This is a genomic window from Lactobacillus sp. B4015, from assembly GCF_026536055.1.
Classification (GTDB): domain Bacteria; phylum Bacillota; class Bacilli; order Lactobacillales; family Lactobacillaceae; genus Lactobacillus; species Lactobacillus panisapium.
The window spans coordinates 26,524-50,969 of record NZ_JAFNOY010000003.1 but is presented as its reverse complement, the minus strand read 5'-3'; the positions used below and the strand labels follow the sequence as shown (position 1 = coordinate 50,969).

The window sequence follows — 24,446 nt, the reverse complement described above, 5'->3', positions numbered from 1 at the left end:
TTTCAGCACCCCTCTCTCTACAAATGTATGACTGCATCAATTGGATCAATTAATTCTGGCCGTCTATCCTTCGGTCGCGCTTTGAGAACTTCTAAAAAGTCGTAAAAGTTCTGCTTGCCAACTTCTGACGGCATAGCACCTTCTGCCAGCAACATCTTTATCAAATAAAGCAAATCTTCACGTTCATCTTTTAACTGCATCAGAGCCTTTTTCTGTTGCAAAGTAAACTCAGCTATTTTTTTGGGTTTTTTGACATTGCCTTTTGTTGTAGTTCATGTTTTTTAGCAACTTTTTCAACTGTTTCTGGGTCAGTCCCTCTAATTACCATCACAATTCTGCCTAAAACATCGCCCACTTTTTCTGGCGTGCTATGATTTTTGAAATATTCCATCTCTTTATCAGAGAGATTGAGAACCTTTTGAATAAAATCAAGCATTGTTGTAAAAGCTTTTTTAGTTGACTTAATATCATCCATACTAGATACATTATTACCATTAGTGTGTGATTCTATAGTTGCCGATAAATCTAGGGCTTCTAGCATTAGATTAATTGAGGGAAATACAGTTATCTTCCTGTCTATTCCAACCAACGGTTTAAGGTTAATCTTGATCTTTTTCATTTATTCTCTCCTACTATTAATCGTTTGAATTGTTTGCTGGTGTGACACTATTAACTGCAGAGTAGCCTCCGAAAACTTCTTTAAGCATAGCTGCCTTGTCAAAACCCGTGGCGTTGTTCAGCCAATACTTATAAGGTTGTTGAACTGTCGGATCGTCAGGGTCTGCAAAAACTGTCTTGTCAATTGGTGTCAGAACAGTTGCAGACAACGTTGTTTCAGCATCGGCTTCTCCAGAGCCAGAATCTGTTGAGTGATTGCTTGCCTCTTCGATAACTTCACAATTTGCAACACCTTCGTAGAGATCAATTTTATTGTCTAAACTTCTACTGTGAACTAGCATCGCAACATGCGGCTTGGGTAAATGGCGAATATATCCACCCTTACCATCATCGCTGTAGCCTTTTAATTTCATTAAAATTTTTGCGTCAATATCAAGAGCAGTCAGCGCAACCTTTGGCTGTGTTGGAGCATAGCTTGTTCTCTTGAGTTTGTCATTAGCCCATTGTGGCGTGCCTTCTGTCTCTAAGCCAGTGAAGTTTACGGCGGTAAAACCTTCGCCGGTATCATCAGCTAAATACAAGCCTGTATCACTTAATCCATCGGCGCCTTTAATCAATTTTCCATTATCGTCCAATAATGCGAATGTAACATCTTTAATACCATGTGCACTCATTTTATTTCCTCATTTCGTATTAAATAAATTGTTTTTGTTATTTGTCCTGTATCAGGGTCTGTTGTATGTGGTGAGCTCTGCTCTACCAACCAACCCTGGTCAATTATTTTTCTCATTAATTCAATCTCAGCTGTTTGAATATTATCAACATCAGGTTCTGAACCCCAAAAGATTTGTAATTCTACAACAAGTTGCCAACGCTTAATTGTGTCATTGGAGTAATTTGCTGGCTGATTTGTAGCTTCGGTTAAAAAAAGAATGGTGTTATCAACATCATTCTTTTGATCAGCCGTCATATTGGTACAAATCACATTAGCTGGTTCTATCCATGGCAAATTAATACTAATAATATTCTTTGCCAGCATGTCAACCGGCATCATTTCTAGTCACCTCTTTAAACTTCTTCTCCATCGCAGCTATTACGTCTGGCTTAGCTTTTTCTACTGCAACATCAAACCAATGATCGCCTTTAATATATTTGGTTCCATCGTTTAAAAAACGTGCAATATGGCCTTTTTTGGCAAACCCAACTGTTGACGCACCATTATGTTCTCCACCAATATCGCCAGAAACTACATGAATGTCATCAGCCAGGTGGGTAACTTCTGAATTGTTGCTATGATGGTGTTGCATGGCAGCGTTATGTATCTCTTTTTTTAGAACTTCAGCGCCAGCCTGTGTAATTTGTTCTTGATTTTGGCTGTTTGGTATTTTCTTTTTTGCGTCAGCCAAAAATTGATTAGCAAAATCTTCAAACTTCATTTGGCAACCTTTTTCAGCGTTATATAGTCATATGTAATAATTTTGTTACTATCATCTGGCGATATATTAGCAATGTTATAAACTATGCCATCATATTTGACCTTCATTTGGGCTGTAATCTGGCGATTGTGCCGGACCACTATTATTGGTTGGTCCAACTGTTCAGGTGCAAGACTAGCTTGTTGACCAATAGTTCGTGTATATGGCATACACCATAAGGTAAACGCAGGTACTAGTTGTTCTTTATTAACACCCGTTTTAGGGTTATGAACTACTGCCGTAGTACAAAAAATAGCCTTCTTATTAAGGCTCGATATTGATATGTTATTAAGCGCCATGATTGCTACCACCATATTTAAATTGTAAATGCGCAATTAGTAACTGTACTGCTGGTGCTTTGCCTTCGGACAGAGTCCGGTCGTAATACAATTGCGTGGTCAGAGTTCTAACCGCCGATAGATATAATTCATCTTGAGCCAATTCAGAGTTATTAGTATCTGAAATAGCCTCATCGACAATTGCTTTGGCCATGCTAATTAAATTGCCAATTGTGGCCTCTTCTTCTGGAGTATCATCTATGTGCAATTCGGCAAGCAACTGCTTTGGCTCAATTAATTGATTGCTCTCACTCATCTGTTCACCCCGCAATATTAGCCGCTGCCAACTGGCTACTGTTTATTTATTAAGCGACTAAAGATTAACTATTTAGTAGTTGTTGATGGTGTTGGCGTAGGCTTAGCTGCATCTAATGTTAAGAATTTACCAGCATCTTCATCGGCTTTTTGGAAATCAGCACGAATGTATGCAGCCAACTTCTGGCTATAGATGTCATTGTCCATCCACTTGACAGACGCTTCATCTTTGTACGGTTCAAGAACAAAGGCCTTTAGGTCGCCAACAAATGCATGTGCTTGGCCGTCATTGCCTAAAACTTTATCTGGAACAACAATTACACCATATCCACACAAGCTCTTGCCTGATGGTGAGGTTAAGCTGTCGTTAAACATGTAACGACCTTGTTTGTCTTTCAATTGGTCAATAAAGTTATAGGCTGATTCAGAGACAACCCAAGTCTTGCTATAATTTGATAGACCTATATTGACAGCTGTCTTAAGACCGTCAGCATCATTTGCAACACTAGCTGGTGCAGTTTGCAAGATTGCACCAATTTTATCCTGCTCAGTCAGAGCTCTCATTGTTTGGATGTAGTCTGAAACAATGTTACCAATTTGCGGATAATCACTCATCATTTCATTTGAAATAGGAATTGAACCAGCGTAGGTTTGTAGTCTGTACTCCACCGCACTAATTTCCATTTTTGCCAGTTCAGGGTTAGCCGCCAATTCAGCCTTCGTGGTAAATCTTGCCGTTCCCTTTTTGATAATTGGTAAACTACCTGATGGCTCTGATACAGCCACTTTGCGCACTTGACTAGTTAGTTTGTCAGTATCTTCCGGCTGTTGATAAGCATCCATTACTGCTTTAGGAATTAAGACTTCGCCTTCGGTGCCAGTGGTCAAATTGTCGCGCACATTACCATGCGATTCGACATATTGGCCAAAGCTACGGATTGCTGTCTGTGCTTTTTTATCGGTCTCCGAACTAGTCACTCTAACGGCTCCTCCTTTAACACCACGTTGACGAACAAAAGTTTTCTTACTATTTTGGCTGCGCTTTTTGTCATCTTCATCCTCATTTTTATCATCATGATTTTCTCCACCTGTATTGTCAGATGTATCAGAACCATTTTCATTTTTTGGATCTTTCAGATCATCATCTGAAGCATCATTAGTATTGTCTGCTTTTAACAAAGAAACTACAGCGCTTGCTACGGCCTGAATATCATCAGTTGTTAGGTTTAAACTTTTTGACGGGCTCTCATTGCTCGTCTCAGCATCTCTTGTATTTTCTTTATTTTTTAAGTTGTCTAAAGCATCTTTTGGCATTTGTGTATTCTCTCTTTCATTTAAATAGTTCTCTTTAGAGCGCTCAATTTGAACGCTCGTTTCTGAATAAGCTGGATAAGGTGTCAAACTAATTTCTGGCAAATTAGCAATTTGCGTTACCGTATGAATTAGCTGGCCATTTTCATCGGTTTTCCACTCATCGCCATCTTCAGCTACATCAAATCTAAAACTCGCACCCTTGATGTTTCCATTTTCAATATTGTTGTAAACATCGGTTCCCAAAGTTGTGTTGGGAATTTTTGCATTAAAAAACAGACCCTTGTCGTCAACCTTCGTGGTTAATGTTCCAGAATCTGCTCTTGCTAAAATGTTGTTGAAATCATGGCCGTAAAGTAACAACAGTTGTTTTAAATCAACCTTATCCAAAGCATTGGGAGTAATGTATTCAATAAAACCTAGGTCTTCGCTCGGTTGATTAAACACTATTGCATAGCCACTAATCTCATGGCCTCCACTGTCTAGATCTCTAACTTCTAACTCAGTTGCAAAGGATCTAGTGCTTAAATTACTTTCCGGCTTTGCCCTGATTTTTTTCCTAGTTAATTTCTTTCTCATTGATTACACCTCTATTTGACATTAAGCTCTTAGCTTCATCTGCTGACAAAACTGGATTTGTTCCACTCGTTAGTTTCTGAATATTATTGATTAGCATCTGTCCATCCCTATCAATCGCACTATTAACATCTAGCTCCAAATTTGGAAGCTGTAGTTTCATCCTTAGCTCGCTGACAACAGGATCAATGTATCTTGTTAGATTGTTAATGTATAAGCTCTCAATCTGACTAACATTAGATTGATTATCTGACTTGTTCGGACTAAGATAACCAGCTGGTATTCCAAAAGCTGTTGCAATACGGCCAGCATTAGCATCGATTGTGCTAAGAAATTTGGAAACATCCGAGCTAATGTCCAATTGTGATAGCTTGGCTGATTGATCTAATACTATTGTTGACCCTGCACCGTCACCAGTGTATTGGCTCTCAAAATCTTCGCGAATTTGAGCTTTTCTTTCTTTGTTTACCTGAACTTCCGGTAAGGTTATTATATTGGCCGGCAAAATAGCTTTTTGCAATTGCTTTAAAATCAGTCGGTCACTGTTTTGGTTTACATCCAAGGTTTGTACTAAGCTGTCTAAAGGACTAATGCCTACAAATCTCATTAGTGTATTGTCACCTTCGCCAGTAGCAATTAACCGCAAATGGATCATTTCGCTACTGTTAACTTCAATTGATTTTCGATCATCATCAAAGTTAATTTTGTAAATTAAATCTGTGCCATCGTCTAATATTAGAAGCTCAACATTAGCTGTAGGTATCTGTTCCAAATAAGCCGGTTGTTTATTATCTTGCCAACGATGAATTAACAGGTAACTATTACCTGTTAAAAGCATCTGCGCTACCGCCGATTGCCAAAAATTAAAGGAGCTAATTAGCTTACTAGGTTTTGTTAACAAATCGGTGTAGGGTGCTGTATTTTCAAAAGTACAGCTAGCTACGTCTGAAGCAATCAAATTCACAGCGTTAAAAAGCTCGGGAATTTTCGTCGCCTCAGCAATAGTTACATTGGCCATCACGTTGGGCACTATCCGCCCATGACTTATTGTAAAACTAGGGAAAAAACTATTTGACGGCAAGGACTGACTTCTAACAAAATTGTCAGGTTTAATAGCGTTTGCTATCTGTTTAAAAATATTGATTCTACTCACCACCTCTCAAATATCCAAAAACAATTCCAAAAATTATTAGCAAAACACCAGTTACAAAATAGCCAAGCGCTTTATTAATAATAAAGCCAGCGTAAGCCATTGAAATTGCCCCTAAAATTACTAATGTTAGAGGTATAAATTGCAGCATTTTTTTAAAAACTAAAGTCATTTTTGTAGTAATCATCTATTTTCTCCTGCGACCAGCCGGCAAAAGGCTGTTTGCTGTCAATTTCATTGCGTTCTGGGTTAGTAAACCAGTATTGGGCCTCACTGATTGCGTCAATAATCGCATCAACAACATCTATTTTGGCCGAACGGCTTTCTTTATCCACTTTTACGCCATATGCATTTTCAAAAAGAGAAGCATTTATTAGTGAGTATTGCATGATTGGATCATCTAGCATGCTAATTCGGCGCATTTCGAACATTTTTCGCAATTCTCGTGTCGGTGGATCAAGTGATAGCGTCCCTTGTCGTAAGGTCACAAATGGTACATTTGGACACTGCTGACTTAGCCATTCAATCAAAGGAGCTGCCAAGTGAGCATCGTAAATAAACGCCTTAATGTTTAGATTATGTGCTTTAACAAAATCTAAATACCATTGGCCAACCACTTCATTGTCTATTTCGCCAAAACGATTTTTTGAAATTGTTGCAAAGCCTTGCTTTTCCGCTGCTTCATAATCTATCCCATCTTGCTGACTTTTCAAAACTATGCTTTTCTGTGAATGTGCTGTTGGAACAAAAGAATGCTGATAGATAAAAAACCGTTGGTCTTTTTCGTCCGTATACGGAAAAACAAAGGCAACAGCAGTGTCATCATTAAATCTTGATAAGTCGAATCCAACATAACAGTCGCGGCTTTCAAAATTGAAATTGCTGACCACTGATTGCTGAATATCATCTAGTCGCAAGTATTTATTCGCACTAGTTGCAAGCCACATGTTTAGGTTCCTGTTTTGAAACTTATAAATGTCTCCTGAGCTAGAACGGTGAGCCTTTTCGTCAAGGAGGCCGTTTAATAGTGTCTCTTTCATTGAAGGTAAGTCTAATAGTGGGTTAGATTTAACCCACGTTTCAGGCCTGTCTGTTTCTGAAATATCGTCTTGTTCCCAAACCAGTAATAATGACCTATCTTCTTCGCGCGAATTGTCTTTTTCTAGAACTTCGGTCAAACGCTTTTCATCTTTAAACATTGGACAGTTTGGGTTATCGTAAGCAGTCGAGATTGCAAGAGTTTCATGATTTACCTTTTGAACCTGGCCAGAAGTAATTTTACCCATTGCCCCATTTGCATAATGCGGATCTCCATATTCATCAACAATTGCTAGTAAAAAGTGATATGCATCAAATTGGCCACTATTAGCCGTCAAGCGTTGCAAATTGCTGAACGTCTTGCGGTTTTTAACCGTTTCGTCATTAACTTCAATACGTTGATTTTTAATTAATTTTTTGAAACCAGGTGTATTTGAAAGTTGTTGAAATGTTTGTCTAATATAACGCCAGCCTTTAATCGATTGCTTATCAACAGGCGCTGAATAAAGATAGTCCTGATTGTATTCTTCAGCATTTTCGATTAGAAATGAATAAGCTAATAGAATGTTGGTCAAATAAGTCTTGCCATTTGTACGAGCTACCGAAATCAAAGCATATGTAAAACGTTTCTGATTATTGCTTTTAGTTCGCCACCCTTGATTAAGGCATAAAATTGCTTGTTGCCATAACATTAATGGCACTGGCTTATTTACGCTAACGTCAGGACACAGCTTTGCAAAGTTTAAAATCAAGTGACAATTATTTAGGTCATATTCAAAAGGAAAATCATGATCACAAATGCTGCGTTTCAAGTCATTAAGATGCCTAAAACATGCTAATTGAATTTTATAACTAGCCACCTGTTTTAGTGTTAGAACCTTAAATGCATATCTCGTTGCTGGATCGCGATACTTTTCGAAAATTTCGTTGAAATAACCTTCGTCCATCAACGTTTTAAATGTCTGCAGCAAATCTGTGTCGCGTCTAGTAAAGTCAAACTCTTTTACTTTGCGATTATTTTTAGAATTCATCATTGCCACCTTTCAGTACCTCTTGCACGTCCGCATCATCTTCATCAATATCAAGACTAGCCAGTTCCGCCCGAGCACTAGGAGACAGTCCTAATTGACTTCCTAGTGAATTTATTTTTACACTAGCTGAATCAATTGCTTTTACGGCAGGATTTGGTTTATAACCAGTAAAATCATGCCCAACAACTTTACCAGTATTATCTTGTAAACTGGTAAATATCTTTACCTGCACGCCATCTTCAGCAAGTGACTTATAACTCTCTCTTAGAATTTGGTAGTTAATACAGAACGCTTCAACAAGTGGACGGTCTGGCTGCTTAATTACTTTGGTTGAATTTAAGAAAGGGACAACCCTAGTCCACATTGCTCGCGCGTAACTTTTTAAGTAATAAGGTGGCTGCGTAGGTAGGTTGTTTAGGTCGCCATTCTTGTCTAACATTTTTTCGGTTTTTTTCCGTTGCCGTGCTGGAGCTCTTGCTTTATTAGTTGTCAGTTTGGTTTTCCTAATTTTTACCACCTCCTACTTTTTCATTAAAATATTTAGAAATATTAAGACTATTTTTGACACCTAATGCAGTTCGAAAGCTTTGTATTTCAACATTCTTATTTTGGCTAGCCCCCCTACCTCAAAAAAATCAAACTGCACTTCGAAAAAAGAAGACCAGCATTGTGTGATAGCTCTCTTCTAAGCGATAGGCCGGGGGGTATTTTTAGAATTATCTTTTTTTAAAATTAGTTTTTTCCAATCTGTTTTGGTCATTGCCCTAAGCTGACCGTATAGTTGCTTGTGCTGATAATCAATCTCAATCTGCTGTTTAATAGTATTGCATCGATTGCAAAGCGTCCAAAGGTTATGCCAATCTAACTGCTGCTGAGGCTTTAAAAGCTTCCGCATGACAATATGATCAGCTGTTAGCCTATTGACTTGATAGTTTTTACCACAGCATTGGCAAACGTATTGGTCGTAAGCTATTCGATAGTCTCTTACTTGTTGCCATTGTTTTGAGCGATAGAACTTAACAGACTCGGCATCTCTTTTAGTTTGATTGTACTGCCGTTGTTTGCCCTTAGCCCTGTTGTCTAAAAGTTCACGATATAATGGACTTTCTTTCAACCGTTCTCGTTCTTCTTTATATTTTTCATAGCTAGCTTGTCGCATAGCATGGTGCTTATTGCAATACTTGTCTTGCCCTTGTACCCAGTTCATGCAATTTGGATAGCCACAATGGTGGTATAGATTATTCATCACTATTCCCCTTGATCTTTGCTTCTATTCGTTCTTTAGCAATACGGAAGTAATTCTCATCTTGTTCGATGCCTATAAAGTTTCTGTTAGTTTCAACAGCTGCTATACCTGTTGAACCTGAACCCATCACATTGTCCAACACTAAATTTCCTTCGGTAGTATAGGTTTTTATTAGATAGGTTAATAACGGTACTGGTTTTTGAGTAGGGTGTAATCTTTTAGAACAACTTCTGCTATATTTCAAAACATCAATTGGGAATCTTTCACCATTAGAAGTTGAACCTTTATATTTGCTAGCATCCTTTGCATTAAGCCTATAGTTACTACTTAATGAGCCTGTTTTCTTAGACTTGTATGGTTTAAAACCGGTGCGCATCTGAGGATTGTATTTTGGTAATCTTTTATAAAAAATACAAATATCCTGATGTGCTCTTAACGGCATTTTATGAGCGTTTAAAAAATTGCTAATCTCTGGTGTAACCCAAACCCAATCATAGCGATACATTTTTCTATTGCTCATTCTGAGCTGGCTGCTAAAGGGCTCTTGCCCAAACAATGCAATACATCCATGATCTTTAATTATTCGGTCATATTCCTTCCACAATTTTTCAAACGGTATAAGTGCATCCCAACTATTGTCAGTTACACCATATGGTAGATCTGCTAAAATCATGTCTACGGTTTTGTCATCAATATTCTCCATAATTTGTAGGCAATCGCCTTGTTCTAAACGAATTATTTATATCACTCCAACAAAAAAGCCGGACGTTAATCCGACTTAATTTATTTTGCTAAATATTATTAGCATAAAAACGTGCCAGGAATCGAACCTGAAGTTGATGGTTTAGTCCTTTACTCTTATCTCTATATTTTTTGACTTTCCATTCAGCCTGCCACATGCAACCAAACATAGTGTATTTCTGATAATAAAGATAATTCTGTGGCACACGTTCTGACACGCTCTCTAAGCAGCTAATTGTTGACATTATTAGGTCAGCACATAGGTCATCGCGTGTCTATAACAGCATTAGGATTCGAACCTAATGTTGTTAAATGAAGTCATTGTCAGACAGTTATAAACGAACTCTTTCTGCAATTGACTTTTTCTCTTCAACCATAAAAGAAAATGCATGCCGTAATAATTGGATATAATAATTCAATTACTAATGTGGCAGCAACCTCTTCAAACAATAATTTTTAAATGCAATAAGTGTTTACCCATTGCTATTGCGGTGTTGGGACTTGAACCCAGCTACAACCATTACCGCAGCTCTTTTGCAAGTATTTTAAGTAAGTACCTGCCATCTGTTACTTTTTTTAAAATATATCAGAAAGGAGGTGTCGAAAGACTGAGCTTTTCCATCCCCCAATCTTTCGACAATATCAATTTAGCATGCTTTAACTGCCACCTGTCTGCCAGGTATCTGCCACTTGTCTGCCATCTCTTCACACTCACAATTCTGTAATTATGACTTCAACCCTTGTTGGTTCTCCATATAATTTTTTTGTCTCGCCAGCAATAACTTGACTATCATCCTTGTAGAACCCTGGCGTCCACATCTCACGATGGTGAGTAAACCTATTAATTTTGTACAGTGGATTTAAACCGTCTAATATGATTTTCTCAATATTATCCTTATCAGGCTTTTTGGTTGGAACTTCTTCGCCTGATAAGCATCTCTTTCGCCTTGCTTTAGAGTATGATTTGGGAATTGGAAAGTAAGCAATTATATCGACACGTAAAGGACCTGTCAGCATTTTTGCATGTTCTAAACTTATAAACCTAACCATTGCTTCATATTGCTTGGTCTGTAATGGAGTGTAGAACTGCTTATGGCTAAGAGTGGCACGTGGTCGCTGTTTGCCTCTTGGTTTCCCGGGAATTGTAAATTTGTATTTCAAGCTTTATTTTCCTTTTCTTGATAAATACGTAGTTCAGCAATATTCGTATTGAATTTGTAAGCCCAGAATTGAATTCTGGTAGCAAACTCACAAAGTGCCTCTTGTTTTTTTCGATAAAACGTTCTGTCAGAATAGTTTAATCTCATGATTTGTTCGTAATCATTTAAATCTTCGAGGATACTTGATTGCAATATTTGTCTGCTAACTTTGCTGCAATTATTAATTGCACATCCAATCGCCCAGCATTTATTTTCGTAGTCAAAAATCTTTAACATATTACTTTCGGCCGAATTCTCGAAGCCATGACTGACACCAGTCCCATTTAATTGTGGTGAACTAAGGTCTGCTTTATTCATCCCTGCGTTGGCTAGATATTCTGCTAAATTATTATGTAAAAACTCAGTAACATTGCTGGCCGTTGCTACCTTATCCAACTGCACTACTCACCACATCCCTACTTGCTAATTTCTACCTAAAATGGCAAATCATCATCCGATATTTCTATCGTTTCACCATTGCCTTCAAACGGATCTTTTTGAATATCTTGATTAGTTTTGGCGCTATTTCTATCCTCCTTTTTCAAATCACTCGTATTGACATTATTCTGTTGTTCCGGTTTTGCTTCAAGCAACGCAAAGTTATCAACAACTACTTCTGTCACATAAACTCTCTGGCCATCTTTATTTTCGTAACTTCTGGTCTGAATACGACCATCAACTCCAACCAATGAGCCCTTCTTTGTGAAATTGCAAAAGTTCTCGGCTGCCTTACGCCATATAACACAACTAATAAAATCAGCAATGCTCTTGTTCTTGACTTTTGAATATTGCCGATTAACTGCAAGGGTAAACGTAGCAACCGACAGCCCACTCTGTGTAGTCTTTAATTCAGGATCACGTGTTAAGCGACCTGTAATTACTGCTCTATTTATCATTTAGTTTTACCCTCTCTATTTGCTCTTTAAAATGTGTAATGGGATAGTTTTTTTAACCCTATTTAAGCCATAAAAATCCGCATGTAAACTAAATGTTTCAAGATGGCTAATCAAATTCTCAATGGAATCTGGTCCATCTACTACTATCATTTTTTCTAAGTTAATTAACAAAAATTGTTCTAGTAGCTGACCGGGATTGATTCTGTTAATTTCAATTGAAGATTTGACAATCAAGTAAGACACTTTCTCTTTATCTACAGGTTGTATTGATATGATTAGATCACTGTTGTTTGCAAATTTCGAACTATACTTCCTATCAATTTTTAAGGAAAGCTTACTATCTATTTTCTTAAATTTATTGTTTTTAGGGAGTTTAGGTGTTTTCAGAATTTTCATTAATTACCACCCCCAGCTAGTCCACCACATGAAATGTTCAATAACGCCTGCGCTAATGGCTAATATAAAACCAACTGCTATTAACACAATTGCGATAAATTGCTTAATTTTGGTATATTCGCCAAAAAAATTATCTAAAATTAATATACCTAAAACACCTAATATTAAGCCAATAACTGGTAACACAATAATTGCTAATTTCATTTTTTATCACCTTTTAAGATTAATTTTGCGCTGTCACACTCATTTTTATTCCTCCAAAATTTCTTTGATTTCTAAAAACTTTTTTACAAAATACTGCTGGCCCGTGCCAGTTACTTTTGGGGTTTTCTGGATTGTAATATGCCCGTCAGCGTGAGTGATGGCTGTTTCTTTGATTTTAAAAAGTTTGCGCTCAATTGACTTCTGTGTAGGCATGTTTCGTGAGCTACCGTTCCGTCTTGCCAAATAGCCATGCATTCGGAGCCATTCAAACAATCGATTTTGACCAATGTCAATGCCATTGCTTTTTAAAATTTTGGCCAAGTCGCCAATTAAGATAGTGTCATCACTTGCTGAAACCGTATCAGCAAATCTTGCCTTTGGCTCTAAATTCTTAATCTGTATGTCTTTCTGCTCCAACTGATTAGCTGCTTGTTTTAATAAGTTGGCCAATCCATCTTTATTCGTCATAATATCAATAGCTTTCTGGTCTGTAAGATAAGCTCCATGTCGTCTAATATTCGGAAGCACTTCGCTTGTGACCCAGCGCTTGAATTTTTTAGCACTTGGCAACTTACTGCTCATTATTAAGCTGTATAGACCAGACTCATTAATTACCGTGACGTTCTGCATCCCTCCAAGGGGGCCTTGAATTGGGGCGTCCTTTTTGTCATCAAAATCAACGTGACTGGCAATAGCATTCCGAGCCTTTTTATATCCAAGAATATTTGCTACATCATTGCCCACAAAGTAAGGCTCATCATCAATTGTTAACGTTCGAACGCCTTGGTTTTCAAACTCAAAAATCTGTAAATCTTGCATTGTTAGCCTCCCTTCTAGGTCAAGCCGTTTTTATTTTCAAAATCCCTAAAAAAGTCAGTCAGTTGGTCAGCATTTACGCTGTTATTAACCTCAGGTTTCTGTTTGCTCCAGTCGGTACCCTTTTCAATCGTTTTTTGAATTGGTTTATAACTCTGGTTGACTGGTGGTGCACTAATGTCGTACTCGTCATCAATATTGCCGAACCACGTCTTAGCTGCCTTAATAAATTGAACCTGGACGTGCTGGACTTTTATATATTTCAAATATTTCTTAAGCTGTATCTTGGCTTGTTTAAACGTATTAGACTTGTGCGACTTTCGCCAGCGCTTGTAACTTCGCAATGCTAATTGCTTGCCCTGCTTTTTTCCTTTAGGGTAAAGATTCCAGAGAAAATTAAATTCTTGTTCATAATCAGGCTTGTCCAAATTGTCAGATTTGGACTTAATATTGTTATTCTCTTGTGTAGTCTTATGTGTTATCTCTGGTATTGGTTGGCAGTTTTTCGGTACATCGATTGGCAGTTTTTCGGTTATTCGATTATCTGTTTTTCGGCTATTCGATTCGTCATTTTTCGGTTCATCGATTATCTGTTTTTCGGTTATTCGATTAGAAATTTTTTCTAATCGGTCATAATCAATTCGATACCATTTTGTTTTATCGAACTTGGCTTTGTTAAAATTACCGGAAATGATATATCCGCCTTTTTCAAGGTCAGCAAAATAATTTTGCAGTGTTCGCTCTTTTATCCACGAGAATTGTTTATGCCAATCTTTAATGGAGTTATAGACCCACCTGTACCCATCATGTACGTTATTTGATCGGTTAAGCCAGTAATGTAATTGCTGTAATATTAGCGCTTTGTCAGAGCTACCTAGTTCTTTCGCCAAACTAGGCTCAAATAGCATAGGTGGCTCGCTGATTAATAGATTATCGTTCATCTTGTTCACCCATCCATTTTGCAGAGAACCATTTAACTGCTAGATTTTCCCAAAACTCTAAGTTCCGGTCGTTTTTATTTAGCAATCTCAAAAAGTCAACGCCTTGTTCATCTTCACCCATCATTGCTGCAAACTTGCTAATACTATCAACCTTTATGAGTTGAGCCATTATAAAAGAATGTGCATTGATATAATCACATTCAACATTGCTAGATATGCATCCCCCGTAAATTACAGGCCTGTGATCAATATCAAAAGCAACCCAAACTGGCTTACCTTTGTATTTTCTGATAACCTTTTTATCAATTAGATTATCCTTGGCAAATTTTTCACCAGCAATCATTGGTTCGATTCCGTAATCTATCTCACCATTTTCGTAAGACTGATTTTGTATCCAAAAGTCACCTGTATTAAATAATTTGATACCGCCTTTTCTGTTTCCAAACATAACGACTACCTCTTTTTCTTAAAGATTGAGTAATATAAAATACCCAGTTTTCCGTAGCAGCCAGCGAAAATAATAAAAAATGCAATTGCTAAAAATTCAGCAATCCTTGTTCTAAAAAAATAGCACCATGCTATTGCAATCATAGTTAAAATAAACCAGTTGATTGTCCTATTAGCTACCTTCTCATATTCCTTAATTCTGGCCTTTCGTTCTTCGTAAAGCATTTCGTAAAGCATTATTATCCTCCCTTCAAGTTCCAGGTAATTGTTCTGGACCACCAATTACTGTTAATACTATTAACAGAGCAATGAAAATAATTGACCCTGCCAGTATTGCCAATCCGCCAGTGTTTGATAATGTCTTTTCACCAAAATCAAAACAATTATTTAAAAAATCTGTCCATCTAGTTAAAAATTTCATTCTTATCCACCTAATTCTTTGACTGTCTATTTAGGTAATTTAGCGTTCCAATCTATTTCGGTACGATGCTTCTCCATCCATTCGCTAGCCGGATTTTCAAAAATAATTGTTCTCCTGCCTTTATCGGTCCAATGTGGATTAACAACCCATCCACCATTCTGAATATCAACTTCTGGATACTGGTCAAAAATGAATAACCTAATCCACTTATCCGCTTTATTGCCGCAGTACTTTTTGGAAAACTCTGGCATCTTAATCGTTCTGCCTACTAAAGAATCAGCAGGTACATAGCCTCTCTCAGCCATGATTTGGTCAATTTTGTTAATTAAAGGATCAATTGAAATTGGTAATTCCATAATTTTGTTCATCACAAGCTGCCTCCTTTTAAACCTATTCACTTTGTTCACATTTTGTGGACTCAAACTGCAAAAAAAGAGCGTCAGGAGTGGTCTTTAGAACATTTGCAAATTTAATTGCTAAATGATAACTAACATTCCTCTTCCCTTTTTCTATATAAAAACAGTATGTTTTAGAAATGCCAACTTTTTTTGCAAGTTTTGCAATAGAATATCCCCTAGATAATCTAACTTTTTTAAGTTCTTGATTCATTTGTCCCTCCTTAACTAATTAATAATATAATTCACAGTTTGTGAACTGTCAAATAAATATTCACATTTTGATAACTCTTATTGAGTTCACAAATAGTGAACGCTATAATTCTAGTTAAGAGGTGGATTTATGTTACCAATTAGATTAAATGAACTTAGAAAAAATAATCATATGACTCAAGCTGAGTTAGCAAAAAAGATTAATGTGGCAAAATCAACTATTTCTATGTGGGAAAAAGGAGTTCGCAGTCCTGATACAACTACCCTTGGTAAACTTGCTGATATTTTTCATGTTTCAACAGACTATTTGTTAGGAAAAACAAATAATTCTTCTCCAATTAATGCTGCTAACTCATCTTTTGATATTGATGATGACATTCCTCTTGCCTATCATGGAAAAAGCATCCCTGACGAATATCTGGAAATCATCAAAAAATTAATGGATTCTGACTCACGAAAAGGTAAATAAAATATATGATTGATATAATTGATTACTTATTTAAGGTTGCTACAAGCTTGGGGATTAATTTCGAAGTCATATACGAAGCACCAGATTTTCCATCTATTTCATTTCACAAAGCTAATAAAATGTATATTAATTTGAATTGGAAAAATCAGTGGGAAATACCATTTATTATTGGTCATGAAATGGGACATTTAGTTAACGGGGACATTGGTACCTGGGAATATCAATCTGGGCCTAGTAGTAAAGGCAGTAAAGAACACAATGCCGATATTTTTTCGCTAAAAATGATTTTTGATTACGCAATGAATCAAATAGATGCTCCATCTGAACCGTGTGATTTTATAGATCAATTTGACATCCCAGCGTGGATGTATGACGATACAATGATCCTTTTTAAAAAGAAAAAGTTAGACAGAAAAATACGTTAGGAAACATCCAGAAAGTTTGAATCATATCGCAAAAAATAAGCTAGAAAACGAATTACTTATCTGAGGTGAACATATGTCTATTAAGCATTTAGCTCAGAACATTATTAATCAGCGAGAATTACGAAATTGGAGCCAAGCTGAATTAGCAAGAAGAGTGAAAATGGATAATACTGTTGTGAATAAAATTGAAAAAGGTAACAGAAAGGTATCTAGCGATGAACTTCAAGAATTTGCTAAAGCTTTTAATATTTCAATGGATCAATTAGCTGGAAATTCAAATTTAAAAGAAGATAATCGACTAGCCTGGCAAGATTTAGGAATGGCATATGGTGGTCGCATCCCTGACGAATTAAAGGACATGTATCGTGCTATTGCTGAAGAATATGTCAAAAAGCATCCTGAGAGCTTAAAACATGGATCCACAAAAAAATAAATTTGGTCAACGAATTGCCAGTCTTAGAAAAAATAAAAATCTTAGTCAGGCTGAATTGGCTAAAATTATTAATGTTGCTACAAGTACACTTGGAATGTATGAAACTGGAAAAAGAGAGCCAAATAATGAAATGTTGTCTCGAATTGCAGACTATTTTAATGTCACAACTGATTATTTATTGGGTCGTGCTGTTAGCAGTGATGATGAACTGGCTTGGCAAGATTTGGGAATGGCCTATGGTGGTCGCATCCCTGACGAACTAAAAGATATGTATCGTGCTATTGCTGAAGAATATGTAAAAAAACACCCTGAGAGCTTGGAACATGGATCTACAAAAAAATAGGCTTGGGAAAAAAATTGCTTATCTCAGGAAAAGCAAAAATCTTAATCAGGCTGAATTGGCCAAAATTATTAAAATTGGAACAAGTACACTCGGGATGTACGAAATTGGAAAAAGAGAACCAAATATCGCAATGCTGTCCCGAATTGCAGACTACTTTAATGTAACTATAGATTATTTATTAAGCCGACCTGGATCTGGATATAGCAATGATGAGATAACTTAGAAAGATTTAGGAATGACCTATGAAGGTAACATTCCTAGGGATTTAAAGGACATGTATCGTGCTATTGGGGAAGAATATATTAAAAAACATCCTGAAATAGCTGAAACAGGAAGTTGTATAAAACTATCCATTTCATTATTCCAAACCCATTAATTCGCGTTTTTTCTTTTCGCTTCTATTTTCTATAAATTCTTGCCAACGATCTGCTTTAATCAAAGTGTGTCGTAATCCGTCCAAAATCACAGCATCACTATATTCTGAAAGTAAGCATTCATTTCTACGTTCGTAAAACGTCGTATTTTTGTAGTGGTATCTCTTCATTATTTCTTTTTTTGACAACAAGAGTTCCATAATTAGCCAGTTACCTCATCAACGCTATAAACTCTGATTTTTTTCATTTTTCTGATTTAAAATCTATGTTTTTAATTTACCAGTTCCAAATTGGAACTATCTAGGCAAAAAAATTTTATCTATTGGCTTCTTAAAAAAATTTGATAATTTGAACATTTCATCTTGAGTGAATTCTTGCTTGCCTTTTTTCCTTGTCGCGATATGATTTTGTGCTAATGCCTAAATATTGAGCAATATCTTTTTGTGTAAGTTTATTTTTATTTTTCTTTAAACCATACAAAAGCAGTTGCATATTCCCACCTCCTTTCTGTTCCTCTTTGGAACAATTAAAGTATATATCCTTTTTGGAACACTTACAACTTGTTTTTTTGCTTTTTTTCAATTTTGTTCCATTTTGGAAAAATGTATACTATAATATGCTTTAGAAAAAGAGGGGTTAAAAATATGGATTTGTCTAAATATATTGGATCTCAGATTAAAAAATTGCGTGAGTCTCATGGTATGGATCAACAAACCTTTGCAGACAAAATCGGTACATCAAGAGTAAATGTTGCAAGATATGAAACTGGTAGTAGAAAAGCTAATCAAGATATCCTTTTTAAGATTGCTCAAAAATTTAATATAAATATCAATTATTTTTTCCCAGTTCTAAAAGATGCAAGTATTATTGATGAAAGTCGATTACGTCATGTGCCTCTAGTAGGAACTATTGCTTGTGGAACTCCAATTCTTGCAGATCAAAATATAGAAGGCTATATACCTATGTACTTTGATACAGGAACTAAAGATGATATTGTCTTTGGACTAAGATGTAAGGGCGAGTCTATGGAGCCAACTTTAAAAGATGGCGATATTGTTCTAGTTAAGCAACAATCAACTGTAGAAGATGGTGAAATAGCTGCTGTTTTAGTAGACGATGATGAATCAGCAACGTTAAAGCGTGTAAAACACGTGAAAGATCAAATAATATTGATGCCTGATAATGTAGACGGATTTTCACCAATTATTTTGAATAAAGAAAATCCTGGAAAAATTTTAGGAAAAGTGTTGGAAATACGTCGCAAAGTTAATTAGTTCTTCCATCTGACATGACTATATCGCTTAACCTGCAGCATTTTTAGTAGAAAACGAAAAACGATTTAAATAAAATGGTGATCATGGAATAAAAATTTAAAAACGCTTATTTTTCTGTCCAACACATAAGCGACATTAAACATTAGGCGATTTTTAAGTAAGAAGGAAAAATGAGTAGCGACATTGATAGATTAATTAAAAAGGACAAAGTAAAATAAAATCGTTAAAACCACCTTTGACAATTCAAGAGTAATTACTTGCATCTAAATCATTCGGTTTTAAACTAGTAAATCGAGAATTAAAACAATTACCAGAATTAATTGATATTGATAATGGCGAAATTATTACAGATGATATAATAGAACAGGCACGATATGAAGAGGATTGTTTCAGGTGTGGCTATTGTTTGTGGTAAAATACTTAAAACACTGATAAAGTCTACTATAACGATTTTAATGATGATGATAATTATTGTTCTTATGACTGTATGATCAAAGATTTATGGTGGAATTGTCAGTAGATATTAAATAAATAAAGGAGTAATACTAATGACAAAGCAATATTTTATAGATAGTGCATATGATTATGAAGATACCTCCAGTGCATTAATGAGCAAAATGTATGATAATGTATCTATGGAGCTATCCAGCATGATATGTGTATTTGATAGGGGCGATACGGAAGAATCTTATGATCATTACAAGAATGATCTAGCTGAAATGAAGCAAGTATCTTTTAAAGAAGCAGAATCTATTACTGTGAAACCAACAACGTTTAATTGGGCGCACCATCATGAATAATTGGTATCATATAATTTTACCTATGATATTCTGGGGCGTACTCCTAGGTGGTTACGTTTACTTGATTATTCATAGCATAATTCTAAGAATTAAAGGCGAATATGACGAGGGCTTTACCAGAGAGGATCGCAATAATCCGTCCGCTCCATCACTTATAAGATCAGGCATTGCTGCCACAGACTCAAGCTGTTTAGGCACAATAATTTTGTGGCTAATTAAAATTGGTATCTTTGCTTGTTTATTTTGCAAGTTTGGTATTTACTTTACTATGTTCCTAAAAACCTACTTACCGATTATGTGAGGAGTAATGGTTAAATATTATTCGCCGCAAGTTACACCGCTTGATAATGGCAAATTTAAATATTCGATTCGCTACCGTGATTCTTCTTTTAAAGGAATTAAAAAAAAATCAATCACGATTACTAAGAATACTACATTTGCTCGAAATCAAGCTGAAAAAGCTGTTAAGAAAAAAGTTGAAGAACAATTAGAACAATATTCGTACACTCCTATCACCTTTAATGAGCTAACACCAAAATTAAAGGATCAATGGGAAAAGCAAGGATTAGCGTATAAAACTGTTCGAAGCTATGAATCTACGCTTAACCTTATTAACCAAAAATTTGGTGATAAGATTATTTCCAATATCACTACGGTTCAAATTAATAAATTTTTTAACGACTTACTTTACAAAGATAATTTATCGAACAGCACTGCACGTATTTATTTTAATGTCATTTCAAAAATATTTGATTATGCTAAACAATTTGGCTACGTTCAAAATAATATTATAAATGATGTTAAAATTAATTATAAAGATGAAAAGGCTAAAAAGCGTTATCGTATAGAAAATTGGTATTTAACTGATGATGAAGTAAAAATCATTATAGATTATTGTTTGACCAAGCATAAAAAAGTATATGCGGACCTATTTCTGTGGCTTTATCTTACTGGTATGAGAATCGGTGAAGCATGCGCTATTCAGCTAAAAAATATTTATCTTAAGCAAAATACTTGGTATGCAAGTGTCACAGGTACAATGATTTCTGTTGTTGGACATAGCGAAGTTAAGCAAGACACCCCGAAAACTGCAACAAGTCGAAGAACCATCGCTTTACCAAACCAGGCTGTTGATATTTATCATAGAAATTCTAAAAATAAAACTTCTAATGATTTCCTTTTTACCAATTCAACAAATCATAAAGTTATTGTAAGTCGATCAGCAGAAACTTTTCTGTTAAGAATGCGTCCGCATGTCAAAATAAAAAAGAACGTCACATCGCATATTTTCCGTCATACACACGTTTCTAAATTAGCCGAGCTAGGATTTCCCTTAAGTATTATTTCAGAGCGAATTGGCCATTCTAGTGAAGGTATCACACGTCAAATCTATCTGCATATTACAGAACAAACTCATAAAACATATGACGATAAAATAAAAAATTTAAAATTTTAAAACCAGTTCAATTAAGAACTGGTTTTAGTTTGTCCCTTTTGTGTTCCCGTTTAAGTTATTTTGCCCATAAAAGCCTTTATTTATAAGCATTTACAAAATTATTTGCACTATTGTCAAAATAAATCACAAACTTTACTCCCCCTCAAAAAGCTCTAAATAGCTATTGTTAACTAATAAATTGTAACTTAAAAGCTCCAACGCTTCAATTGCAATTTAGATAAGGAAATTATAATTCTCTTTTTGCAGTGATAAGTAAGAAAGAACCACTGCTTCCTTAATATTAGATGGAAAATTGCTCTAAAATAGTAACACTATTTTTGTGAATAGTTCAAAAATTTTACTTTGACAACAAAAAAGTACCGTATTTTGCCATTGATACAGTACTTTTTCGAATTTAAGGTTAGTTATTTTTCTTATCTGAATAATACGCATTTTCTAAGCGTTGATATGATCCTGGCTCCACTTTTTCAAGAGCAGTGGCAATGGTGTCAAGAGCATCTTTGTAATTAAATTCTTGGCTATACAATTCCATTGCCTTAGTTTGCGCCTTTTTGACTGCTTCATTGTTTGAATACTTATTAGAATACTGCAAGGTCAGCTCTACTAAATCGGCACAATTAATGATATCATCCGCTTCTCTTTTCAAACGTTCAACGTCATCTGAAATCTGAATTAATTCATTAGAAATTTTTTCCATATTGATTCTTACTTCGCTAAGTTCCTTGGCAACATGGCCAATCTCATTTACTACCAAAGTGTACATTTGAACAAAAGTATCAGGGTTACCTGGTAGATTTGTTCGCTCCAAGCGGCGATATACTAATGAAACTTCCTGCTTAAAGCGATTGACTGAGTCGTTGGCAACATTTTCGGAATCATATAAGCCATCAACATCTTGTCCCATCTTGGTTTGCTTATCAGCAATTTCGCGCAGACGTTCAAGCATACTTAACCAAGAAGCCTTAATAGCGGAATAGACTCCCTTTCCATCAGCAATATTTTGAGTGTCAACTGTATACTGATGATTCATATTATTTACTTCTTGCTCTAACTGCCGACTTTCAGCTAATTCACCGTGAGTTAACTCGTAACTTTCATCAATATGACGCAACTTCTCAACTAATTTTTTCGATTCAACTTGTTCATGAGAAAGAAGGCGCTGAATTTTGTCCTGATTTTCCTCAACAAAAGGACGAGCCTTGTATTCCCTCGCTAAGACATCGTATAAGTTGGCAATTTCTTTTTGAATTTTACTAATCTTCTTATTAAGTTCATCGATTTTTAGATCTTGTAACAACTTACGCGCATCATCAACTTCAGTTCGCACTTTTTTAATTTCTGCTAGAATATCAATCTTGGTAATGTAATACTTAGACGACATCATTTTTTTGTATGAATCAGAAATTTCCCGTAGTTGATCCTGGAAAACCGTATCAAGTTCATGACGAGCCTTTCTGATTTCTGGTAATTTAGTTTTCACACCAGTTAATGCAACCTTGATTTTTGACAGGACTCGTTTTGCTTCAACTTGATCACCTTGTGCAGTTAGACTTTTGGCTTCGGTAAAGTCACCTTCTATTGCAGACAGATCACTTTCAATTTGGTCTAATGCTTGACCATATTCAAAGGAATCAGCTAAAACCTGCTTGCGCATATCCTGGTAATTTTTATTTAGATCATTAAGTAGCATCTGATTTTCGCGGTTTGATTCAAGGAGTTCATTAAATACTTCCTTAGTATTTTTTGCATCATCAAAAGTCGGTCTCATAATTTCCTGAGCCTGATTGATGTTTTTCCTAGCCTTAAAAAGCTGATAATGACCATTTTGTTCAGCAGCTTTTTCAATCAAATCCTGTACTTCTGGAATCTTCTTCGTTGTGGTTTGATCATAATTTTTGCGCCAAGTAGTTAATGTCGTTAAACTCTCTCCCGCAAGGTCCATTTTATCCAGCTTGATAATGTCTGCGTCCAAGTTCATTTTCTCAATCTTGGTAATCAAGTCGTCAAGCTCAATTATTTCCCGCAGCTGCTTCCGATTAACGATGAGCATAAATGCTATAATTAGAATGATGATTAAAATTGCAATTATTACAATAATTGACTGAGTTGATGACATATTTTTCCTCCAAAACTACTTCCAATTATACCAAACTTCTTTACCAGTGTGGGAACCTGATCTTAAGAAGTGCCAGAAGTATCTAGTTCATGAATTATCAGAGCTAATTCTTTACTAAAATTTACCTATATAATAGTTTTTTGCGATTATTTTCGTTACAAGTAAAAATTTAGTACTTACGACTTTACTACAGAATTAGTATTCATTTAACTTTTTTCTTGATTTAGTAGGAACAGCTCGCTATAATGTAAGGGTTGTAAAATATTTGCAGCTATAAGTGACAAGAACGTCAACATCTTAATACGTTTAAGTGAACGAGTAACCGACGCTGCAACAGGCGAAAATGAAAATTAAGATGCACGAATGTTGAACTTATACGTAATATTTTACTCCAAAAACTGTTATCAGATTTTATTGGAGGATTTTATGTCAAGATATACAGGTCCAAGTTGGAAACGTTCAAGAAGATTAGGTATTTCACTTTCAGGTACTGGTAAGGAACTTAGCCGTCGTAACTATGCTCCTGGTCAACACGGTCCTAATTCACGTGGTCGTTTGTCAGAATACGGTGAGCAGCTTCACGAAAAGCAAAAGTTGCGCTGGATGTACGGCTTAAACGAGCGTCAATTTAGAACTTTGTTCAAGCGCGCTGGTAAAATCCGTGAAGGTGAGCACGGTACTAACTTCATGATTTTACTTGAATGCCGTTTAGACAGTCTTGTTTACCGTCTAGGCTTAGCTACTACTAGAGAACAAGCTAGACAATTAGTAAACCACGGTCATATTACTGTTGATGGCAAACGTGTTGACATTCCATCTTACGAAGTTAAAGTTGGTCAAGTTATTGGCCTTAAGGAAAAGTCAAAGAACTTACAACAAGTTAAAGATGCACTTGAAGCAGCTGCATCCCGTCCATCATTTGTTTCATTTGATGACAACAAATTGGAAGGTTCACTTGTACGTCTTCCAGAACGTGACGAAATGGAACCAGAAATTAATGAAGCTTTAGTTGTTGAATACTACAACAAGTTACTTTAATTTTTTATCCG

39 protein-coding genes are annotated in these 24,446 nt (G+C 35.8%); 10 read left to right on the top strand and 29 right to left on the bottom strand.

Annotated elements, in window-relative coordinates:
- Positions 1-17: 17 nt before the first annotated feature.
- The 26 genes from J3U71_RS03525 to J3U71_RS03400 form a co-directional block, all read right to left on the bottom strand.
- A complete protein-coding gene (locus J3U71_RS03525) occupies positions 18-200 on the bottom strand; it encodes a hypothetical protein (protein WP_267392740.1) in 183 nt (60 codons plus the stop codon).
- 32 nt (positions 201-232) lie between these two features.
- Positions 233-619 (bottom strand): phage tail tube assembly chaperone, encoded by a 387-nt coding sequence (locus tag J3U71_RS03520; protein ID WP_267392741.1) that lies wholly within the window; start codon positions 617-619, stop codon positions 233-235.
- A 16-nt stretch (positions 620-635) separates the two neighbouring features.
- Entirely contained in the window at positions 636-1,292 is a 657-nt protein-coding gene (locus tag J3U71_RS03515) for a phage tail protein (RefSeq protein WP_267392742.1), read from the bottom strand.
- Positions 1,289-1,672 (bottom strand): DUF806 family protein, encoded by a 384-nt coding sequence (locus J3U71_RS03510; RefSeq protein WP_267392743.1) that lies wholly within the window; start codon positions 1,670-1,672, stop codon positions 1,289-1,291. Before J3U71_RS03510 ends, J3U71_RS03515 begins: the two co-directional genes overlap by 4 nt.
- Complete coding sequence (locus J3U71_RS03505; protein ID WP_267392744.1) at positions 1,659-2,054, bottom strand: HK97-gp10 family putative phage morphogenesis protein; 396 nt, start codon at positions 2,052-2,054, stop codon at positions 1,659-1,661. Before J3U71_RS03505 ends, J3U71_RS03510 begins: the two co-directional genes overlap by 14 nt.
- Entirely contained in the window at positions 2,051-2,392 is a 342-nt protein-coding gene (locus tag J3U71_RS03500) for a phage head closure protein (protein WP_267392745.1), read from the bottom strand. Before J3U71_RS03500 ends, J3U71_RS03505 begins: the two co-directional genes overlap by 4 nt.
- Complete coding sequence (locus tag J3U71_RS03495) at positions 2,382-2,687, bottom strand: head-tail connector protein (RefSeq protein WP_267392746.1); 306 nt, start codon at positions 2,685-2,687, stop codon at positions 2,382-2,384. Before J3U71_RS03495 ends, J3U71_RS03500 begins: the two co-directional genes overlap by 11 nt.
- Positions 2,688-2,755: 68 nt before the next feature.
- The gene (locus J3U71_RS03490; protein WP_267392747.1) at positions 2,756-4,576 is read right to left on the bottom strand and encodes a phage major capsid protein; all 1,821 of its coding nucleotides are present in this window, start codon (positions 4,574-4,576) and stop codon (positions 2,756-2,758) included.
- Complete coding sequence (locus tag J3U71_RS03485) at positions 4,557-5,726, bottom strand: phage portal protein (RefSeq protein WP_267392748.1); 1,170 nt, start codon at positions 5,724-5,726, stop codon at positions 4,557-4,559. Before J3U71_RS03485 ends, J3U71_RS03490 begins: the two co-directional genes overlap by 20 nt.
- The gene (locus tag J3U71_RS03480; RefSeq protein ID WP_267392749.1) at positions 5,719-5,910 is read right to left on the bottom strand and encodes a hypothetical protein; all 192 of its coding nucleotides are present in this window, start codon (positions 5,908-5,910) and stop codon (positions 5,719-5,721) included. The genes J3U71_RS03485 and J3U71_RS03480 overlap by 8 nt, the downstream gene beginning before the upstream one ends.
- Positions 5,879-7,792, bottom strand: coding sequence for a terminase TerL endonuclease subunit (locus J3U71_RS03475; protein WP_267392750.1), 1,914 nt, complete (start codon positions 7,790-7,792; stop codon positions 5,879-5,881). The genes J3U71_RS03480 and J3U71_RS03475 overlap by 32 nt, the downstream gene beginning before the upstream one ends.
- Complete coding sequence (locus tag J3U71_RS03470; protein ID WP_267392751.1) at positions 7,782-8,309, bottom strand: phage terminase small subunit P27 family; 528 nt, start codon at positions 8,307-8,309, stop codon at positions 7,782-7,784. The genes J3U71_RS03475 and J3U71_RS03470 overlap by 11 nt, the downstream gene beginning before the upstream one ends.
- Before the next feature lie 168 nt (positions 8,310-8,477).
- Positions 8,478-9,038, bottom strand: coding sequence for an HNH endonuclease (locus tag J3U71_RS03465; protein WP_267392752.1), 561 nt, complete (start codon positions 9,036-9,038; stop codon positions 8,478-8,480).
- Complete coding sequence (locus J3U71_RS03460) at positions 9,031-9,741, bottom strand: DNA-methyltransferase (RefSeq protein ID WP_267392753.1); 711 nt, start codon at positions 9,739-9,741, stop codon at positions 9,031-9,033. Before J3U71_RS03460 ends, J3U71_RS03465 begins: the two co-directional genes overlap by 8 nt.
- 749 nt (positions 9,742-10,490) lie before the next feature.
- Positions 10,491-10,940, bottom strand: a complete 450-nt coding sequence (locus J3U71_RS03455; RefSeq protein ID WP_267392754.1) for a RusA family crossover junction endodeoxyribonuclease — start codon at positions 10,938-10,940, stop codon at positions 10,491-10,493.
- Positions 10,937-11,374, bottom strand: coding sequence for an ArpU family phage packaging/lysis transcriptional regulator (locus tag J3U71_RS03450; protein WP_267392755.1), 438 nt, complete (start codon positions 11,372-11,374; stop codon positions 10,937-10,939). Before J3U71_RS03450 ends, J3U71_RS03455 begins: the two co-directional genes overlap by 4 nt.
- A 38-nt stretch (positions 11,375-11,412) precedes the next feature.
- On the bottom strand, positions 11,413-11,874 hold the full coding sequence (gene ssb / locus J3U71_RS03445) for a single-stranded DNA-binding protein (RefSeq protein ID WP_267392756.1): 462 nt from the start codon (positions 11,872-11,874) through the stop codon (positions 11,413-11,415).
- Positions 11,875-11,889: 15 nt separating this feature from the next.
- Positions 11,890-12,270, bottom strand: a complete 381-nt coding sequence (locus tag J3U71_RS03440) for a hypothetical protein (protein ID WP_267392757.1) — start codon at positions 12,268-12,270, stop codon at positions 11,890-11,892.
- 3 nt (positions 12,271-12,273) lie between these two features.
- Positions 12,274-12,474 (bottom strand): hypothetical protein, encoded by a 201-nt coding sequence (locus J3U71_RS03435; protein ID WP_267392758.1) that lies wholly within the window; start codon positions 12,472-12,474, stop codon positions 12,274-12,276.
- A gap of 45 nt (positions 12,475-12,519) precedes the next feature.
- Positions 12,520-13,293, bottom strand: a complete 774-nt coding sequence (locus J3U71_RS03430) for a phage antirepressor (protein WP_220268282.1) — start codon at positions 13,291-13,293, stop codon at positions 12,520-12,522.
- A gap of 14 nt (positions 13,294-13,307) precedes the next feature.
- On the bottom strand, positions 13,308-14,231 hold the full coding sequence (locus J3U71_RS03425) for a hypothetical protein (protein WP_267392759.1): 924 nt from the start codon (positions 14,229-14,231) through the stop codon (positions 13,308-13,310).
- Positions 14,221-14,679, bottom strand: a complete 459-nt coding sequence (locus J3U71_RS03420) for a hypothetical protein (protein WP_267392760.1) — start codon at positions 14,677-14,679, stop codon at positions 14,221-14,223. Before J3U71_RS03420 ends, J3U71_RS03425 begins: the two co-directional genes overlap by 11 nt.
- A gap of 5 nt (positions 14,680-14,684) precedes the next feature.
- Positions 14,685-14,915: a hypothetical protein gene (locus J3U71_RS03415; protein WP_267392761.1), complete on the bottom strand. Its 231-nt coding sequence runs from the start codon at positions 14,913-14,915 to the stop codon at positions 14,685-14,687.
- A 13-nt stretch (positions 14,916-14,928) separates the two neighbouring features.
- On the bottom strand, positions 14,929-15,099 hold the full coding sequence (locus tag J3U71_RS03410) for a hypothetical protein (protein ID WP_220268286.1): 171 nt from the start codon (positions 15,097-15,099) through the stop codon (positions 14,929-14,931).
- A gap of 26 nt (positions 15,100-15,125) precedes the next feature.
- Positions 15,126-15,467, bottom strand: a complete 342-nt coding sequence (locus tag J3U71_RS03405; protein ID WP_267392762.1) for a DUF771 domain-containing protein — start codon at positions 15,465-15,467, stop codon at positions 15,126-15,128.
- A gap of 22 nt (positions 15,468-15,489) precedes the next feature.
- Entirely contained in the window at positions 15,490-15,708 is a 219-nt protein-coding gene (locus J3U71_RS03400) for a helix-turn-helix transcriptional regulator (protein WP_267392763.1), read from the bottom strand.
- Positions 15,709-15,837: 129 nt separating this feature from the next.
- Here J3U71_RS03400 and J3U71_RS03395 point away from each other — a divergent pair, with 129 nt between their 5' ends.
- The 5 genes from J3U71_RS03395 to J3U71_RS03375 all read left to right on the top strand — a co-directional run bounded on the left by J3U71_RS03395 (position 15,838) and on the right by J3U71_RS03375 (position 17,600).
- The gene (locus J3U71_RS03395) at positions 15,838-16,176 is read left to right on the top strand and encodes a helix-turn-helix domain-containing protein (protein WP_267392764.1); all 339 of its coding nucleotides are present in this window, start codon (positions 15,838-15,840) and stop codon (positions 16,174-16,176) included.
- Positions 16,177-16,181: 5 nt separating this feature from the next.
- Entirely contained in the window at positions 16,182-16,601 is a 420-nt protein-coding gene (locus tag J3U71_RS03390; protein ID WP_267392765.1) for a hypothetical protein, read from the top strand.
- Positions 16,602-16,674: 73 nt separating this feature from the next.
- The gene (locus tag J3U71_RS03385) at positions 16,675-17,034 is read left to right on the top strand and encodes a helix-turn-helix domain-containing protein (RefSeq protein WP_267392766.1); all 360 of its coding nucleotides are present in this window, start codon (positions 16,675-16,677) and stop codon (positions 17,032-17,034) included.
- Complete coding sequence (locus J3U71_RS03380; RefSeq protein WP_267392767.1) at positions 17,015-17,377, top strand: helix-turn-helix domain-containing protein; 363 nt, start codon at positions 17,015-17,017, stop codon at positions 17,375-17,377. Before J3U71_RS03385 ends, J3U71_RS03380 begins: the two co-directional genes overlap by 20 nt.
- Positions 17,358-17,600, top strand: a complete 243-nt coding sequence (locus J3U71_RS03375; RefSeq protein ID WP_267392768.1) for a helix-turn-helix domain-containing protein — start codon at positions 17,358-17,360, stop codon at positions 17,598-17,600. Before J3U71_RS03380 ends, J3U71_RS03375 begins: the two co-directional genes overlap by 20 nt.
- Before the next feature lie 135 nt (positions 17,601-17,735).
- Here the strand turns inward: J3U71_RS03375 and J3U71_RS03370 are convergent, their stop codons facing one another.
- Positions 17,736-17,939, bottom strand: a complete 204-nt coding sequence (locus J3U71_RS03370; protein ID WP_267392769.1) for a hypothetical protein — start codon at positions 17,937-17,939, stop codon at positions 17,736-17,738.
- 169 nt (positions 17,940-18,108) lie between these two features.
- Positions 18,109-18,243, bottom strand: a complete 135-nt coding sequence (locus tag J3U71_RS03365; RefSeq protein ID WP_323848332.1) for a hypothetical protein — start codon at positions 18,241-18,243, stop codon at positions 18,109-18,111.
- Positions 18,244-18,395: 152 nt separating this feature from the next.
- Between J3U71_RS03365 and J3U71_RS03360 the strand changes: the two genes are divergently transcribed.
- The 4 genes from J3U71_RS03360 to J3U71_RS03345 all read left to right on the top strand — a co-directional run bounded on the left by J3U71_RS03360 (position 18,396) and on the right by J3U71_RS03345 (position 21,281).
- Positions 18,396-19,025, top strand: a complete 630-nt coding sequence (locus J3U71_RS03360) for a helix-turn-helix domain-containing protein (RefSeq protein ID WP_267392770.1) — start codon at positions 18,396-18,398, stop codon at positions 19,023-19,025.
- Between the two features lie 548 nt (positions 19,026-19,573).
- On the top strand, positions 19,574-19,825 hold the full coding sequence (locus J3U71_RS03355) for a hypothetical protein (protein ID WP_267392771.1): 252 nt from the start codon (positions 19,574-19,576) through the stop codon (positions 19,823-19,825).
- Entirely contained in the window at positions 19,818-20,126 is a 309-nt protein-coding gene (locus tag J3U71_RS03350; protein ID WP_267392772.1) for a hypothetical protein, read from the top strand. The genes J3U71_RS03355 and J3U71_RS03350 overlap by 8 nt, the downstream gene beginning before the upstream one ends.
- A gap of 6 nt (positions 20,127-20,132) precedes the next feature.
- Positions 20,133-21,281, top strand: a complete 1,149-nt coding sequence (locus J3U71_RS03345; RefSeq protein ID WP_267392773.1) for a tyrosine-type recombinase/integrase — start codon at positions 20,133-20,135, stop codon at positions 21,279-21,281.
- 400 nt (positions 21,282-21,681) lie between these two features.
- On the opposite strand, the gene ezrA is transcribed toward J3U71_RS03345, so the two are convergent.
- Positions 21,682-23,397 carry a septation ring formation regulator EzrA gene (gene ezrA / locus J3U71_RS03340; protein WP_267392774.1) on the bottom strand — a complete coding sequence of 572 codons (1,716 nt, stop codon included), beginning with the start codon at positions 23,395-23,397 and terminating at the stop codon, positions 21,682-21,684.
- 426 nt (positions 23,398-23,823) lie between these two features.
- On the opposite strand from ezrA, the gene rpsD reads away from it, so the two are divergent.
- Entirely contained in the window at positions 23,824-24,435 is a 612-nt protein-coding gene (rpsD, locus tag J3U71_RS03335) for a 30S ribosomal protein S4 (protein WP_103751508.1), read from the top strand.
- The last annotated feature ends 11 nt before the right edge of the window (positions 24,436-24,446 follow it).